Origin of the sequence: Albidovulum inexpectatum (assembly GCF_002927635.1) — a bacterium.
Classification (GTDB): domain Bacteria; phylum Pseudomonadota; class Alphaproteobacteria; order Rhodobacterales; family Rhodobacteraceae; genus Albidovulum; species Albidovulum inexpectatum.
Window position 1 is genome coordinate 43635 of sequence record NZ_PRDS01000002.1, and the last position, 15014, is coordinate 58648.

General features: G+C 62.4%; 15 protein-coding genes and 1 tRNA gene. 5 read left to right on the forward strand and 11 right to left on the reverse strand.

Annotation, left to right across the window (positions count from 1 at the left end):
* Nucleotides 1–3 precede the first annotated feature (3 nt).
* The gene (rocF, locus tag LV82_RS03535; RefSeq protein ID WP_104069738.1) at nucleotides 4–930 is read right to left on the reverse strand and encodes an arginase; all 927 of its coding nucleotides are present in this window, start codon (nucleotides 928–930) and stop codon (nucleotides 4–6) included.
* A gap of 110 nt (nucleotides 931–1040) precedes the next feature.
* Between rocF and LV82_RS03540 the strand changes: the two genes are divergently transcribed.
* A complete protein-coding gene (locus LV82_RS03540; protein WP_425427727.1) occupies nucleotides 1041–1481 on the forward strand; it encodes an Lrp/AsnC family transcriptional regulator in 441 nt (146 codons plus the stop codon).
* On the opposite strand, the gene LV82_RS03545 is transcribed toward LV82_RS03540, so the two are convergent.
* On the reverse strand, nucleotides 1478–1942 hold the full coding sequence (locus tag LV82_RS03545) for a disulfide bond formation protein B (RefSeq protein ID WP_104069357.1): 465 nt from the start codon (nucleotides 1940–1942) through the stop codon (nucleotides 1478–1480). The two genes, LV82_RS03540 and LV82_RS03545, sit on opposite strands and share 4 nt — an antisense overlap.
* Nucleotides 1939–2517, reverse strand: a complete 579-nt coding sequence (locus LV82_RS03550) for a YqaA family protein (protein WP_104069358.1) — start codon at nucleotides 2515–2517, stop codon at nucleotides 1939–1941. Before LV82_RS03550 ends, LV82_RS03545 begins: the two co-directional genes overlap by 4 nt.
* Nucleotides 2518–2678: 161 nt before the next feature.
* Here LV82_RS03550 and ypfJ point away from each other — a divergent pair, with 161 nt between their 5' ends.
* The 3 genes from ypfJ (at nucleotide 2679) to LV82_RS03565 (ending at nucleotide 5054) form a co-directional block, all read left to right on the forward strand.
* Nucleotides 2679–3527 carry a KPN_02809 family neutral zinc metallopeptidase gene (ypfJ, locus tag LV82_RS03555; RefSeq protein WP_104069359.1) on the forward strand — a complete coding sequence of 283 codons (849 nt, stop codon included), beginning with the start codon at nucleotides 2679–2681 and terminating at the stop codon, nucleotides 3525–3527.
* Nucleotides 3528–3579: 52 nt separating this feature from the next.
* A tRNA-Leu gene (locus LV82_RS03560) sits at nucleotides 3580–3663 on the forward strand.
* Nucleotides 3664–4370: 707 nt separating this feature from the next.
* Nucleotides 4371–5054 (forward strand): Hint domain-containing protein, encoded by a 684-nt coding sequence (locus LV82_RS03565; protein WP_104069360.1) that lies wholly within the window; start codon nucleotides 4371–4373, stop codon nucleotides 5052–5054.
* Nucleotides 5055–5108: 54 nt separating this feature from the next.
* On the opposite strand, the gene LV82_RS03570 is transcribed toward LV82_RS03565, so the two are convergent.
* Nucleotides 5109–5714 carry a nucleotidyltransferase family protein gene (locus LV82_RS03570; RefSeq protein ID WP_104069361.1) on the reverse strand — a complete coding sequence of 202 codons (606 nt, stop codon included), beginning with the start codon at nucleotides 5712–5714 and terminating at the stop codon, nucleotides 5109–5111.
* 772 nt (nucleotides 5715–6486) lie between these two features.
* Between LV82_RS03570 and LV82_RS03575 the strand changes: the two genes are divergently transcribed.
* Complete coding sequence (locus tag LV82_RS03575; protein ID WP_170063345.1) at nucleotides 6487–8043, forward strand: ArnT family glycosyltransferase; 1557 nt, start codon at nucleotides 6487–6489, stop codon at nucleotides 8041–8043.
* On the opposite strand, the gene LV82_RS03580 is transcribed toward LV82_RS03575, so the two are convergent.
* The 7 genes from LV82_RS03580 to LV82_RS03610 form a co-directional block, all read right to left on the reverse strand.
* On the reverse strand, nucleotides 8012–9307 hold the full coding sequence (locus LV82_RS03580) for a branched-chain amino acid ABC transporter permease (RefSeq protein ID WP_104069363.1): 1296 nt from the start codon (nucleotides 9305–9307) through the stop codon (nucleotides 8012–8014). The two genes, LV82_RS03575 and LV82_RS03580, sit on opposite strands and share 32 nt — an antisense overlap.
* Entirely contained in the window at nucleotides 9304–10314 is a 1011-nt protein-coding gene (locus tag LV82_RS03585) for a branched-chain amino acid ABC transporter permease (protein ID WP_104069364.1), read from the reverse strand. Before LV82_RS03585 ends, LV82_RS03580 begins: the two co-directional genes overlap by 4 nt.
* Nucleotides 10315–10425: 111 nt before the next feature.
* The gene (locus tag LV82_RS03590) at nucleotides 10426–10764 is read right to left on the reverse strand and encodes a hypothetical protein (protein ID WP_104069365.1); all 339 of its coding nucleotides are present in this window, start codon (nucleotides 10762–10764) and stop codon (nucleotides 10426–10428) included.
* Between the two features lie 149 nt (nucleotides 10765–10913).
* Complete coding sequence (locus LV82_RS03595; protein WP_104069366.1) at nucleotides 10914–11741, reverse strand: ABC transporter ATP-binding protein; 828 nt, start codon at nucleotides 11739–11741, stop codon at nucleotides 10914–10916.
* Nucleotides 11738–12526, reverse strand: coding sequence for an ABC transporter ATP-binding protein (locus tag LV82_RS03600; protein WP_104069367.1), 789 nt, complete (start codon nucleotides 12524–12526; stop codon nucleotides 11738–11740). The genes LV82_RS03595 and LV82_RS03600 overlap by 4 nt, the downstream gene beginning before the upstream one ends.
* A gap of 109 nt (nucleotides 12527–12635) precedes the next feature.
* On the reverse strand, nucleotides 12636–13820 hold the full coding sequence (locus tag LV82_RS03605) for an ABC transporter substrate-binding protein (RefSeq protein WP_104069368.1): 1185 nt from the start codon (nucleotides 13818–13820) through the stop codon (nucleotides 12636–12638).
* Between the two features lie 88 nt (nucleotides 13821–13908).
* A complete protein-coding gene (locus LV82_RS03610; protein ID WP_104069369.1) occupies nucleotides 13909–14928 on the reverse strand; it encodes a GlxA family transcriptional regulator in 1020 nt (339 codons plus the stop codon).
* Between the last annotated feature and the right edge of the window lie 86 nt (nucleotides 14929–15014).

Genomic DNA, 15014 nt, shown 5'->3' on the forward strand with positions numbered 1-15014 from the left:
CGGTCATCCAAAGCTGCGGGTGGGGCGATCGAAAACCTTGCGGCCCATCAGCGAGCCGACCAGCTCCACCATCAGTTTCGCGGTCTTGCCCCGCTCATCCAGGAACGGGTTGAGTTCGACGAGGTCGAGCGACGTCACCAGACCGGATTCGTGCAGGTGCTCCATCACCAGATGGGCTTCGCGGAAGGTCGTGCCGCCCGGGACGGTCGTGCCCACGGCAGGCGCGATTCCCGGGTCCAGGAAATCCACGTCCAGCGAGACATGCAGCAGACCGTTTTCGGCGCGCACCTTGTCCAGGAATTCGCGCAGCGGCGCCACGATCCCGCGTTCATCCAGAACGCGCATGTCGCACACCGTCATGTCGGTCTGCAGCAGGGCCTCATGTTCGGGCGCATCGACCGAGCGGATGCCGTAAAGGCAGATCCGTCGCGTCGGAACCGGCGCGGGAAAGGGCGGGAAGGCGTCGAAACCGGGACGCCCGGCGATATAGGCCACCGGTGTGCCGTGCAGGTTGCCCGACTGCGTGGTCAGAGGCGTGTGATAGTCGGAATGCGCATCCAGCCACAACACGAAGAGCGGGCGGCCGATCTGTTCCGCATGCGCCGCAACGCCCGCGACCGAGCCGAGCGAAAGCGAATGGTCGCCCCCCATGAAGATCGGGAAACCCTTTTGCATCGCGTGGCGGCCCTGTTCTGCCAGGGCGCGCGTCCATGCAACGGTCTCGGCCAGGTGGTGGACGACGGGGTTCGGGCTGCTGACCGGGTCAGGAACGGGGATCGAAAGGTCTCCCCAATCCTCGACCGGATGGCCAAGTTCGACCAGGCTTTGCGCAAGACCGGCCACGCGATAGGCGGCGGGCCCCATCAGGCAGCCGGCGCGTTTTTGTCCGGTGTCGATCGGCGCACCGATCAGGATGCAGGTCGGTTTCATGATTATTGTCCTTTCTGCATGGATCGGCGCCATGCTATGTCGTTTTGCGGCACGAACAAGCAAATCCTTGTTCAAATCGTGCATGGTGTTGGGCAAAGTGAAAAGAAGAGATGACCGAACTGGATGAGATCGACCATTCCCTGATCGCGGCCCTGCGGCGCGACGGGCGGGCGTCGCTGTCCGAACTTGCCGCGCGTCTGGGGGTGGCGCGCGCAACGGTGCGGGCGCGGCTGGAACGACTGCAGGCGCGGGGCGAGATACAGGGGTTCACGGTCGTGACCCGCGGGGACGTGACCCAGGCCCCGGTGCGCGGGCTGATGATGATCGGGATCGAGGGGCGGGGCGCCGAGCGCATCACGGCCCGGCTGCTGGGCATGCCCGAGGTTCAGGCCGTTCATACGACCAACGGGCGGTGGGACCTGATCGCCGAGATCGGGGCGCGAACGCTGGAAGAGTTCGACGCCGTGCTGGCGCGCATTCGCAATATCGAGGGCGTGACCTCGTCCGAAACCAACCTGATGCTGACCACGCGGCGGGCGGGACGACGCTAGGCTTTCGCGCCCCGGCGCGCGGCCATGATCCACACGGCCATCAGCGCAAAGGACAGGATCGCGTTCCAGCTGGCCATCGACAAGCCAAACAGCGACCAGGCGACTTCGTCACAGCGGATCAGCGGGGCCTCCATGATCTGGCGCATCAGGTCCTCGGCCGAACCGGACAGGTTGCCGGACGATGTGCAGGTCGAAGGACCTTCCCACCAGCGCAGCTCGACCCCGGTGTGATAGATGCCGATTGCGCCGGTCAGGCCCGCGGAAAGCGCACCAATCCAGGTCAGGAACCGGGCATTCGTCGCGAAGAAGGCAAGACCGGCCACGATCGCCGCCGCATGCGGCCAGCGCTGCCACAGGCACAGCTTGCACGGCGCATAGCCAAGGGCTTGAAACAGGAAGGCGCCGGCCAGCAGGGCGGCGGAACCGCCGGCGGCAATCAGCACGAGTCCCTTGCGTGTCACAGATACCTCACCAATGCAAAGCCACCCAGAAGGATCGCGACGAACAGCGTGAACATCAGGCCAAGGCGACGTTCGATGAAATCGCGGATCGGAGGGCCAAACTTCCACAACAGACCCGCGACCACGAAGAAACGCAGGCCGCGCGCCACGATGGCCGATACGACGAAGACAGGCAACGAAAGCCCCGTCCATCCCGAGACGATCGTGATGACCTTGAACGGAAAGGGCGTGACACCCGCGATCAGGACGGCCCAGGCACCATAGGCATTGAACCGGTCGGCGAAGAGATCCGCAGCCTCGGTCTTGCCATAAAATTCAAGGATCGGCCGACCGAGGCTGTCCCACATCGCCCAGCCGATGAAATAGCCGAACAAGCCGCCCAGGACGGACGTCACCAGCGCGACGGTCGCGATCAGCCATGCCCGCGAGGGCCGCGCAATGATCATGGGGATCATCAGCACGTCGGGCGGTATTGGGAAAAAGCTGCTTTCGATGAAGGACACCGCCCCAAGCGCCCAGAGCGCATGGGGGTGATCCGCGAGCCGGATCGTCCAGTCATATAATGCGCGGATCATTGCCGCCCCTTCATGCCCAACGCAAACTGGCCTTCTTAGGGCACGACCTGCGACAAGGGTCAAGAAGCTGCGGAACGATTCGGGTTGGAAACGGGTTCGTTTGCGTGACACTCATGGCCCTGAATGGCCCTGAATGGCCGGCAGCAGACGGGAGACACGGGATGAAATGGCGGGGGCGGCGTGGCAGCCGAAATGTCGAGGACAGAAGGCGTGCATCGGCCGGCAGGGCGGTTGGCGGGCTTGGGCTGGGCGGCGTTCTCGCCGTTCTGGCCATCGGCTATTTCCTTGGCGTCGACGTCACGCCGTTGCTGCAGCAAGGAGGATCGATCGGAGGCGGCAGCTCGGCCACGATCACGCAGGCCGACGAGGAGCGGGCCGAGTTCGTGTCGGTCGTCCTGGCGGACACCGAACAGATCTGGTCCGACATTTTCGCCGACCAGTTGGGGCGGCAGTATCGCCCGGCGACACTGGTTCTGTTCAAGGGTGTCACGCAGTCGCCCTGCGGCGGTGCCTCGGGGGCGACGGGGCCATTCTATTGCCCGGCCGACCGCAAGGCCTATCTGGATACCGATTTCTTTGTCACGCTTTCGCGGAAACTGGGTGCAAAGGGAGATTTTGCAGCCGCCTATGTCGTGGCGCATGAGATCGCACATCACGTGCAGAACGAGCTGGGCATCCTTGAACAGGTCAACGAAATGCGAAAGCGCGTGGACAAGGCGCAGTCGAATGCGCTTTCGGTCAGGGTCGAGCTCCAGGCGGATTGTCTTTCGGGTGTCTGGGCCCATCACGCCGCCGGTCGCCTAGGCACCGTTGAGCGTGGGGACATCGCCGAGGCCATGAACGCGGCGCGGCAGATTGGTGATGACACGTTGCAGCGCAATGCCGGACGGACCCCGATGCCCCATACCTTTACCCATGGCACCTCGGAGCAGCGGCAGCGGTGGTTCGCACGTGGCTTTTCCTCGGGTAACGTGGCCGACTGCGATACATTCGGGACAAGCAGCCTGTGATGCCGTGAAGCCGCTTGTCATGGCGCGCGCCGCGCGATAGATGAGGCACCGGGCCCGAGTGGCGGAATGGTAGACGCAGCGGATTCAAAATCCGCCGCCGCAAGGCATGCGAGTTCGAGTCTCGCCTCGGGCACCACATCCGAACGACAATGTGATTCGCCGTCGTGGGGGAATTTTCCCGGCCAGTCGCTTGCCGACGCCCAACCTGTGGCTGTGACAGTTTCCTGCGAAGTGCAGCTGGGTTGAATGTGGCGCGCTGCAGGGCTCAATGCCAAATAGTTTTCAGTTTGGCGACAATAGCCTGTCGAAAAAGACAGGTCTTTCTTTGGAATGGTGAAGTGGTGCGATGGCTTGGTCTGCCATTCTATTGATAAAACGTATAAAAAGTCGGCGCGCCTTCTTGGTGTGCATTGGTCGATCCACCCTCACATTGTGGCATTGTCCACGTATATGGGGGTAATAATCCATCCAATTGCTACATTCGCGGTTCTATTCGCTTCCGTGCGGCAAGCGACATGGCTAGGATCAAACCATGCGTCCGATGGCGCATGAGTGGTGGTGGTCGTCAGAGCCCTCTCGGTCCCGAAGCGGATCGGGAGGCTCTGTACATCAGGTGAGAAAATGCAGCCCGTCCGCGGTCTGAACCGTTCGAGCATGCTGTCGATCTCCGAATGCGCACAGGCGAAACGGAAACGACGTAAGGTCATTTGCTCGCGCCATATTCCAGTCCGATTTGCGCGATAACGTGTTCTCAACTTGTTCCAGTAAAGGTGGCGTGGACAATTCACTGATGCCGCAACCGAATCCTGGCTATGTGGTTGACTATTTGGGTGTTGAAAAAATATGAAAGACGCGGGTGTTGGTAGTTTGATTTCTGTTGGGTGTGTGATGCTTGAACGAAATACCGCAGTCATGCGCGAGGTGCCCCGCACCCCGTGTTTCACTGCGGGTACGATGATTGCGACCGATCGCGGATCGATCCGGATTGAAGACCTTCGCGTAGGCGACCGCGTTCTGACGCGCGACAGGGGCTACAGGCCGATCCGTTGGATAGGCGCGCGAAGGTTCGATTGCGATGCTCTTGTCGAACATCCGGAACTGCGCCCGATCCTGATTCCTGCCGGCGCGCTTGGCCAGGGTGTCCCGGCGACGGATCTGATCGTCAGTCCGCAGCACCGGATCCTGCTGTCCGGAAACGCCGCGAAACAGCTTTCGGACGAAACCGAGATCCTTGTTGCCGCGGTTGATGCGATGCAGGCGATCGGCGCAAGGCGGGCCGATCTGGATGAGGTCGTATATTACCACATCCTTTTCGACGGGCATGAGATCATTCTGTCGAATGGTTGCTGGTCTGAAAGCTTTCATCCGTGCAGGGATGCCATCGCCGGGCTTCATGACGCGCAGCGGCAAGAAATTCTGGCGATATTCCCCGAACTTGCGAATCCGGCCTTCGCTGACAAATTTTCACCCGCGCGCCTGTGCTGGACCCCGTCCAACATGCGTCACGAGACAGGGAAGGCGGCCTGACCCTCTGTCGGCCGGTCTGCTACGGCTTCATTTCCGTGTCGCTGGGCTTTGCGGTCATGCCTGATCCTGCCTGCGGGAAAACCATCGCTTGAAGTCATCCTCGGTGTCCAGATCCGTGGTTGCATGACGGCCGGGCAGGGGAACCAGCAGCACGTTTTCGCCCTGCAGGACGCGTGCGGCGCCACAATCGCCCGCCAGAACCGAAATTTCCTGGAACAGCCGCCGCGGAAGGATCACCGGATGACCCGGCCGGCCGGTTTCCTCGGCGCCTCGCACGGGTCGATTGGGATTCGACGCGAATGCGGAAATGACGCGACGCAGGTCCTGTGTGGTCAGCTCCGGCATGTCCGGCAAATGAACCATCAGCCCTTCGGCCGATCCGGCGATGGCGACACCCGCGCGCAGGCTGGCGGACATGCCATCCTGGAAGTCATTGATCTGCACAACGCGCACATCCAGCCCGGCCAGTGCAGCGCGTCTTGTTGCCATATGAGGACCTGCCGCCGGAAGCGTCACGATCACCTCGGCCCCCGTAGCCCGCGCCGCGGCTGCCGCGCGCGCCAACAATGGACGGCCATCGATTTCCACCGTCAGCTTGTCATGGCCATGCATGCGGCTCGACTTGCCTGCCGCCGGAATCAGGATAACCACATCTGGCATTCGTACTCACCACCATGCAGGACGCGCCGCCCTCTCAACCGATTATCGGCTTGTGCCGCGGCGCCGTAAAGACTTTGGCAGCGCCGTGTCCTCGGCAGGGGGACAGGAGGCTGAAAGACAGCGAACAGACGATCTTGCCTTGCTTGCGCGGATCGTGACTTCCCGTCCGCTTGACTGTGTTCCCGAGCCCCGCTGCCCATGAGTGCCAAATTGTTGCCTGTCCGTGCCCTTCGCGGGTTCTGTCCGCCGTGGCACAACGAGTATCACGCCGACGCCGGCTTCCATAGGCTGCAATGCGATATGCCCGCATACGGTATCTCCATCCCGCCCGTAGCCCCCGAACCTGCGCTGGCAGCGAAAGACCGTGGAACCGCTTGACGCTTTCCGCGCCGTCCTTGGCCTGTTCGAGGCGAAGGCGATGGCCAAGCCGGAGCCCGATCCGTTGTGTATCCACGCCATGCGACGAAGAAGCTTGGCGTTCGTGATTTCATCGCCCTCGGGTGGGCGGAGACGTTCCCCCCGTCATTCGGCAGGGATGAGGAAATTGACCTCCGATCTGTGATCGCCCCCCAAAATCACGGGCCTGGCTGCGGCGGCTGGCCTCGAACCGCCGGTTCCCGATCGGGCGCTGTCGATTGTTCCAAAGGTTTGCGCGCGGGCCGAGGCGCGCGTCCGTAATGGGTGGCGCATTTTCCCTTCGTGCAAGCCGCTTATGATGTTGCCGGTCCCTTTCTACAAGCTGACAGGACATATCCGGAGATCGGAGGCTGGGGTGCGGATTTCTTCAAACGTTTGGCGCGCGCTTGCGCTGGCTGGTGTGTTTGCTGTGCTGGTACTTGCGCGGCCCCTGTTGCCCGTCGATGAGACGCGCTATCTGGATGTGGCATGGGAAATGCACCTGTCGGGCGATCCGTTTCATCTGACCCGCAATTTCGATCTCTACACACACAAGCCGCCGCTGTTGTTCTGGCTGATCAACCTGGTCTGGATGCTGACCGGTATGGCCGAGTTTCCCGCAAGGATGGTCGCGCCGCTGATCGGGGTCGTGTCTGTTGCCTCGGCGGCGCGTCTGGCGCGACAGCTCTGGCCCGATGATCCTGGCATCGATCGCCGGGTCTGGATCATCCTTTCCAGCCTTTCGGTGTTCCTGATCTATGCCAGCGCGAAAATGTTCGACACGATGCTGATGCTGGCCTCGGTCCTGGGCGTCGGACTGATCTGGCGTATCGGGCAGGGCGATCACCGGGTGCGAAACTGGGCCTTGATTGGACTTGTTCTGGGGGCCGGAGTGCTGGCAAAGGGACCCGTGATATTCGTTCACATCCTGCCCGCGGTCGTGCTGATGCCTTTGTGGGCCACGCGCCGCCCCGGTGCGACGGCATTTGCCCTTGGCCTGACGGTTTCCTTCCTGATCACCGCGGCTGTCGTGGCGCTTTGGCTCGTCCCGGCCTTGTGGACCGGGTCGCCCGAATATCGCGAAGAGCTCTTGTGGCGCCAGACGGCCGATCGCGTGGCGGGCGGCATGGCCCATGATCGCCCTGTGTGGTTCTTCCTCGCGACCCTTCCGATATTGCTGTTTCCGTGGGGCTGGTCACCGCGAATGTGGCGCGCGATCGGTGGCCTGCGCCATGACAACGCATCGCGGCTGCTGATGATCTGGGCCGCGGCCGCCCTGGTGATCTTTTCGGTGATTTCATCCAAGCAGGCGCATTACCTGCTGCCCGAACTTGGGGCTTTTGCCCTGCTGGTGGCGCGGGCATGGGGGCAGACCGAGGCGGGTCGCAATCCCGCCCCGCTTGGGCTGCTCGCGGTTTCCCTGGTGGGATTTGCGGCGGCTTTCGGCGCGATCAAGACACACCAGCCGGATCTTCTGACCCCGGAATGGGCTTTCGTGGCCTTCGGCATCGTGTGTCTGTCTGTTGCCACCCTGTCGTGGCGAATGGGCGGTCTGCGCGGCATGGCGGTCTCGGGTTTGGGTCTTGTGCTGGCCGCGCATGGCCTGATCCTCGGCAGCAGGCTGTACCCTGCCTACGATCCCAAGCCTGTCGCCGCAAGAATGGCCGCGCATGATGGGCCAATTGCCGTTGCGGGGATCGATTACAATGCCGAGTTCAACTTTTCGGCGCGGCTGACAAGACCGGTAGAAGTTTTGCGCGCCCCGGATGCAAAGGATTGGCTGTCGCAACACCCCGATGGCATGCTGGTCGGCCCCATGAAAAAGATGAGCATCGAAGCCGCGCCCCAGGACCGGATCTGGTTTGACCAGATCGAATTCGGCCTGTGGCGCGGCGATGTCGTCAGCGCTCGGGTATCAGGCCCCGCGGGCTGAAGCGCAGGACCAGCAGCAGGACCAGGCCCATCGTCAATAGCCGCATATGGGCCGCGCTTTCCTGAAGATGGGTCTTCAGGGCGCCGTCCGCCATGCCCGAGGTGATCAGCCCCATCAGGGCATGGCCCCAGGGTTCGACCTTGATCCACAGGAACCAGATCAGGAAACCGCCCAGGATTGCACCCCAGTTGTTGCCCGATCCGCCCACGATCACCATCACCCAGATCAGGAAGGTAAAGCGCAGCGGGTTGTAGGTACCCGGCGTCAGCTGGCTGTCCAGGGTGACCATCATGGCCCCCGCAAGGCCGCAGATGGCCGAGCCGATGACGAAGATCTGCAGGTGGCGGCGTGTGACATCCTTGCCCATGGCCTCGGCCGCGATCTCGTTGTCGCGGATCGCACGCATCATGCGCCCCCAGGGCGAACGAAGCGACAGCTCGGCCCCCCAGATCAAGACCAGAAGAACGGTCGCGAACAGGGCCGCATAGAGCAGCTTGACCACGATGGTCGATGCGGTCATCGGGTCCGTCCCCATGCTGGCGGCGAATTCAAGAAAGCCCGGATCCTGTTGCAGATCCACCTCGTACGGTACGGGGCGGGGAATGCCGATGACGTTCTTCACGCCGCGGGCCAGCCAGTCTTCGTTCTTCATCACGGCAATGATGATCTCTCCGATCCCCAGCGTCGCGATCGCCAGGTAATCCGAGCGAAGGCCAAGCGCGGTCTTGCCGATCGCCCAGGCGGCCCCGGCCGCGAACAATGCGCCGACAGGCCAGGCCAGAAGAACCGGAAGCCCAAGACCTCCGATATTTCCGTATTTCGAGGGCTCGAAGGATTCGACGAATTCAACGGCCGGGTCGAGCAGCGCGCGATAGGCGAAATAGCCGGCGATCAGGGTGACCGTCATCGCCAGCGCCCGGATGCGCCCCTTCAGGCGACGGTTCAGGAAGATCGCGGCCGCTATCACGCCAGCACCAACCATTAGCGCAAAGAAAATTCTGTAGGCGCCATCGGTTGTCCAGACTTCGCGCACCGGTGGCATCGCGACAAGCACGGGGGCCAGGCCGCCGATCGCAACGAAACCGACGACACCAACGTTGAACAATCCGGCATAGCCCCATTGCATGTTCACGCCCAGGGCAAGGATGGCCGAGATAAGCCCCATGTTCAGGATGCCAAGGGCGGTGTTCCAGCTCGCCGTCATGCCCTCGATCACGATCAGGCCGAATACGGCGGCAAACAGCAGGATATTGCGCAGGTTCATACCGCTTTCCCCTTGAATAGCCCCGTGGGCTTGAACAGCAGAACGACGACCAGCAACGCGAAGGAGACGGCGAACTTGTAGTCGGTGGACAGGATCTGCAGCAGCCCGTCAGGCGCAAGCGACTCGGGCAGTACATAGGTCGCAACCTTCTTCCAGGCATAGGTCAGGCCGACCTCGGAAAAGGCAATCAGGAAGCCGCCCGCGATCGCGCCCAGCGGATTGCCAAGGCCGCCCACGATCGCCGAGGCAAAGACCGGAAGCAGAAGCTGGAAATAGTTGAACGGCTTGAAGGCCTTGTCGAGGCCGTAGAGCGTGCCCGCGATGACGGCAAGACCCGCCGCGATGATCCATGTCACGGCGACCACGCGTTCGGGATTGATCCCGGACAGCAGGGCCAGATCCTCGTTGTCGGAATAGGCGCGCATCGACTTGCCGGTACGTGTGCGGTTGAGGAACCAGAACAGCGCCGCCACCACGATGACGGCGGTCACGATTGTCAGCGCCTGCGAGGTCTTGAAGGCCAGACCTTCCTTCAGGCCGGTCATCTTGCGGAACTCGGTGGCGTTGATCAGAAAGCGCGCGCCGTCCTCGAAGCGGATTTCGTCGACGCCGATCATGAAGCGGGTCACGCCGTTCATGACAAACATCACCCCCATCGACACGATGACAAGAATGACGGGCGCCGCCTTCTGCCGGCGATAAAAACGATAGACGACGCGGTCGGTCGCAAGGACCAGCGCGGCCGTCGCCGCGATTCCGAAGGGCAGGGCCAACAGCGCCGTGGGCAGTGGACCCAGACCGATCCCCGCCGCCTGCATCGCCCAGGTGACCAGGATCACGATTGCCGTGCCAAAGGCCATCGTGTCGCCATGGGCGAAGTTGGAAAACCGCAGGATGCCATAGATCAACGTGACACCCAGCGCCCCAAGCGCGAGCTGCGCGCCATAGGATGCGGCCGGAATGACCACGAAGTTCAACAGCACGACGATCGCGTTCAGAAGATCCATCAGCCCCCCGCTTTCTCTCTTGTTACCCGGATGCCGTGTTTGGCGCTGATTAGCACAAAACCGCCAGCCTGCAACCGCTGGCGGTCGTTTCGACGGCCATGGAAAGCAATATCAGTTCTCCAGAACGCGGCATTCGCCGCGACGATTGCCCTGACGGCTGCCCGATGCGGAATAATCGTACCGGCCTTCCTGGACATTCACCGCGTATTGGAAGGTAAAGCCATCGCCGATATGCAGGAACGTCACCGCGCCTTCCAGACCCGGCAGCACCATCGCCTCGAACTCCTGATCGCCAAGGACGATGCGGCCCTTGTTTTCCCCGTCGAACAGGATCAGATGGGCGCCCATTTCCGGCTTGGCCGGGTCCGGCGTTCCACATTCGATCGCCAGATCGCCCGCTTGCGCGAATGCGGGGCACAGGACAAGGGCCAATGTCGCAAGATGTTTCATGTCTGCCTGGTCCGATGTGATTGAGCGTAAGTTGCTTTGAGTGCTTTCAGCTAATTGGGGCCGAATGCGGCAGAAGCTTGGCCCCGGATCGTGCGGCCGTTTTCGCGCATGTCCCGATGCCCCGTCTCGAGCGTTGAGCGGTTTGCAAATCAGCCACCAAGGAACGTCCGCCGCACCTCGGGATCGGCCAGCAATTCCTGACCCGTCCCGGTATAGCGGTTCGCGCCCTGGACCAGGACATAGCCCATGTCGGCGATCTCCAGCGCCTGGCGGGCATTTTGCTCGACCATCAGGATCGAAATGCCGGTGCGCGCAACTTCGATGATGCGATCGAAGAGTTCGTCCATCACGATCGGCGATACGCCGGCCGTCGGTTCATCAAGCATCAGCAGCTTTGGCCGCGTCATCAGGGCGCGACCCACGGCCACCTGCTGGCGCTGACCGCCGGAAAGCTCGCCCGCGGGCTGGCGACGCTTTTCCTTCAGGACCGGGAACAGATCGTAGACCTGCTCCATCGTTTCGCGGAAATCGTCCCGACGAAGAAAGGCGCCCATTTCGAGGTTCTCCTCGACGCTCATGGACGGAAAGACGTTGTTGACCTGGGGAACGAATCCCATGCCATGCGCCACGCGATCCTGCGGCGACAGATGCGTGATGTCCTTGCCGTCCAGAACGACCCGCCCCTGGCGCAGCTTCAGCATGCCGAAGACCGCCTTCATCGCGGTGGACTTGCCTGCGCCATTCGGCCCCACGATGACCGCGATCTGGCCCTTTTCGACCTTCAGCGTGCAGCCGTGCAGGATATCGGCGGCGCCATAACCGCCGGTCATGTTCTCGGCCAGGAGGAACGGCGTGCCCGGCGCGGGGTGCGCCTCATGGCCGGTCTCGGGGTCGATGATCTCGGATCCGCCGGGGCGGGTGATCGACCGATCCTTGTTGCCGCGATCTTCCTGCCAGGGGTTCTGCGTCGAGCTCATGCCTGCGCCTCTGCCTTGACCTTGTTCTTCAGACCGCGGCCCAGATAGGCCTCGATCACCGCTTCGTTCTTCATGATCTCGTCGGGATGACCCTCGGCCAGCACCTTGCCCTCGGCCATCACGATGACCGGGTCGCACAGGCGACCGATGAAATCCATGTCGTGTTCGATCACGCAGAACGTATAGCCACGTTCGCGATTCAGACGCACGATCGCATCGCCGATCGTGTTCAGCAGCGTGCGGTTCACGCCGGCTCCGACCTCGTCCAGGAAGACGACCTTGGCATCGACCATCATCGTGCGGCCAAGCTCCAGAAGCTTCTTCTGCCCCCCCGAAAGGTTTCCCGCCTTTTCGTCGGCAAGATGGGCGATCGTCAGGAACTCCAGAACCTCGTCCGCCTTGGCGCGCAGGGCTTCTTCCTCTTGCCGGATGCGGCGACGGTGAAACCACGTGTTCCACAGGGATTCGCCCGATTGGCCGGCGGGAACCATCATCAGGTTCTCGCGCACGGTCAGCGAGGAAAATTCATGCGCAATCTGGAAAGTTCGCAGCAGCCCCTTGTGAAAAAGCTCATGCGGGGGCAACCCCGTGATGTCCTCGCCATCCATGATGACGCGGCCCGAAGTCGGTTTGTAGACACCCGCGATCACGTTGAACAGGGTGGATTTACCCGCCCCGTTTGGACCGATCAGACCGGTGATCGAGCCTTTCTCGATCTTCAGCGACGCGCCATCCACTGCGCGAAAGCTGCCAAAGTGCTTGTGCAGATTCTCGACGACGATCATTCCTGTCCCCCGCTTTGGGGCGTTCAACTCGCTTCCAGATGACGTTTTGTCAAACGAAAAGTCAGCCCGGATTGCCCGGACTGACCTTTTTTTGTTCGATTATGACCGATCAGCGATAGCCGACGGTCGTGATCTTGCCGTCCTTGAATTCGTATTCGCGATACGAACCTGCCGCCTCGCCCGGTCCGATCAGCTCGACCGCCGAGGCGCCGACATAGTCGATGTCCTGACCGGCGGCCAGAAGCTCCAGCGCCTTGCCCAGCTCGCCCGGATAGATCGGCTCGCCCGGAGCGTTGGCGACGTCCATCACCTTGTCCTTGAAGTCCTTCGATTCGGTCGAACCGGCGGCCTGCATGGCCAGCATGATCAGCGCGGCGGCGTCATAGCTCTCGGGCGCGTAAGAGGCGGTGCCGTCCAGGCCATTCGCCGCGGCGAGTTCCAGGAAGGTCGATCCGCCGGGGCTGTCGGTGCCCGGAACCGTGCCGAACGAGCCATCCAGCATCGAGCCGAACTTCTCTTCCAGCACGGTGCCATACATGCCGTCGGGCAGAACGAAGGTCGAGAAGGCGCCGGTGTCCAGCGCGGCCTGGATGATGCCCGAGCCACCCTGATCGACATAACCCGCAACGATCAGCGCGTCACCGCCGGCCGATGCCAGCGCGCCGATCTCGGCCGAATAGTCGGCCTTGCCGTCCTCGTGGGCGGCGGAAATCGTGACCGTCCCGCCCATGGCTTCGACAGCCGCGGCGATCGCGTCGGCCAGGCCCTTGCCGTAGTCGTTGTTGGTGTACGAGATCGCGACCGAGTTGATGCCACGATCCTTCAGCACCTCGGCGATGATTTCGCCCTGACGGGCATCCGAAGGCGCGGTGCGGAAGAACAGCCCGTCATCTTCGACCGTGGTCAGGCCCGGCGAAGTTGCCGAGGGCGAGATCATGACGATGCCGTTCGGCTTGGCGACGTTGGCAAGGATCGCCCCCGTCACGCCCGAGCAGTCGGCGCCCATGATCGCCTTGACGCCATCGGTCGTGATCAGCCGTTCGGCGGCAGCCTGCGCGGCGGCAGCGTCGATGCAGGTCGAGTCGGCGCGCACCGGCGTGACGGTCGATCCGCCCATGAACTTGCCGGAATCGTTGACTTCCTTGATGGCAAGTTCCGCGCCCGCGGCCATCGCCGGCGTGATGGATTCCAGCGGGCCGGTGAAGCCCAGGATGATGCCGATCTTCACGTCCTCGGCCATGCCGGCACCGGCGCTCAGCGCGATCAGCGCGGTTGCGGTCAGCAGCTTTTTCATTCGTTGTTCTCCCTTGTTGGAACAATTGCGGCTGGCACGTTAGAGCGCGGCCGCGGAAAAGAAAAGTGTCAAGCGCTGCACACGTGTCCTAGACCGAAAGGCGGGGGTTGGGGGTTCCCGAACCTTGCGTGCCACGTTCGCGATAGGGGGTCGTCTGGTAATGCGCCCGATAGCATTTCGAGAAATGCGAGGGCGAGGCAAAGCCGCAGGCCAATGCGACATTGATGACGCTCATGTCCGTCTGCATCAGCAGGTTGCGCGCCTTCTGCAGGCGAAGCTCCATGTAATATCGCTTCGGGCTGCGGTTCAGGTAGCGCCGAAACAGGCGTTCCAGCTGGCGAGTGGACATGCCCACGCGCTCGGCCAGATCGGCGGGGCTGATCGGGTCCTCGATATTCTGCTCCATCATCTTGATGACCTGGGCCAGCTTCGGGTGCCGCACCCCGATTCGGGTGGGAATCGACAGCCGCTGGGTGTCCTGGTCGGTCCGGATCGAGGAATAGATCAGCTGATCGGCAACGGTATTGGCGACATCTTCACCGTGATCGCGGGCGATGATCTTCAGCATCATGTCGATCGAGGCTGTCCCGCCGGCCGTTGTCATGCGGTTGCCATCGATCACGAAGACGGATTTCGACAAGATCACATCGGGAAATTCCTCGGCAAAGCTGTCCTGGTTTTCCCAATGGATCGTGGCGCGTTTGCCGTCCAGAAGCCCGGCTTTGGCAAGCGTGTAGCCGGCCGTGCAAAGACCGCCGATCGTGACACCCCGCCGCGCCTCGCGACGCAGCCAGTTCAGGACAGCCTTGGTCGTGGCGCGCTGAACATCGACCCCGCCGCATACCAGGACGGTGTCGTCGCGCTCAAGCTCGTCCAGCCCCATGTCCAGCCGGAATGCCGCGCCATTGGAGCATTTGACCTCTTCGCCCCCTTCGCCGGCGAGTTTCCAGACATATGCCTGCCGGCCCAGCACCCGGTTTGCCAGGCGCAGGGGTTCGATCGCGCAGGCAAATGACAGCATCGTGAATTGGTCGAGAAGAAGGAAGACGAAGCGCCGCGAACCCGCTTCGCGTTCGGTGCTTCGGTCGGTCGAGGACAAGCCGGCCATTGCCGTTCTACCCTGTGCAGCGTGTTATTCTTGCCGGCGCATCGCGGGAATGAACCGCGTGCAAGTGCCCGGTGCGACATTGTGAC

Excerpts from the sequence above, each read along its gene's own strand:
- LV82_RS03580 (WP_104069363.1), bottom strand. The coding sequence starts at position 9,307 with ATGAACCTGCGCAATATCCTGCTGTTTGCCGCCGTATTCGGCCTGATC.
- LV82_RS03610 (WP_104069369.1), bottom strand. The coding sequence starts at position 14,928 with ATGGCCGGCTTGTCCTCGACCGACCGAAGCACCGAACGCGAAGCGGGT.
- LV82_RS03565 (WP_104069360.1), top strand. The coding sequence starts at position 4,371 with ATGAAAGACGCGGGTGTTGGTAGTTTGATTTCTGTTGGGTGTGTGATG.
- LV82_RS03585 (WP_104069364.1), bottom strand. The coding sequence starts at position 10,314 with ATGGATCTTCTGAACGCGATCGTCGTGCTGTTGAACTTCGTGGTCATT.
- LV82_RS03605 (WP_104069368.1), bottom strand. The coding sequence starts at position 13,820 with ATGAAAAAGCTGCTGACCGCAACCGCGCTGATCGCGCTGAGCGCCGGT.
- LV82_RS03570 (WP_104069361.1), bottom strand. The coding sequence starts at position 5,714 with ATGCCAGATGTGGTTATCCTGATTCCGGCGGCAGGCAAGTCGAGCCGC.
- LV82_RS03550 (WP_104069358.1), bottom strand. The coding sequence starts at position 2,517 with ATGATCCGCGCATTATATGACTGGACGATCCGGCTCGCGGATCACCCC.
- ypfJ (WP_104069359.1), top strand. The coding sequence starts at position 2,679 with ATGAAATGGCGGGGGCGGCGTGGCAGCCGAAATGTCGAGGACAGAAGG.
- LV82_RS03590 (WP_104069365.1), bottom strand. The coding sequence starts at position 10,764 with ATGAAACATCTTGCGACATTGGCCCTTGTCCTGTGCCCCGCATTCGCG.
- LV82_RS03540 (WP_425427727.1), top strand. The coding sequence starts at position 1,041 with ATGACCGAACTGGATGAGATCGACCATTCCCTGATCGCGGCCCTGCGG.
- LV82_RS03595 (WP_104069366.1), bottom strand. The coding sequence starts at position 11,741 with ATGAGCTCGACGCAGAACCCCTGGCAGGAAGATCGCGGCAACAAGGAT.
- rocF (WP_104069738.1), bottom strand. The coding sequence starts at position 930 with ATGAAACCGACCTGCATCCTGATCGGTGCGCCGATCGACACCGGACAA.
- LV82_RS03600 (WP_104069367.1), bottom strand. The coding sequence starts at position 12,526 with ATGATCGTCGTCGAGAATCTGCACAAGCACTTTGGCAGCTTTCGCGCA.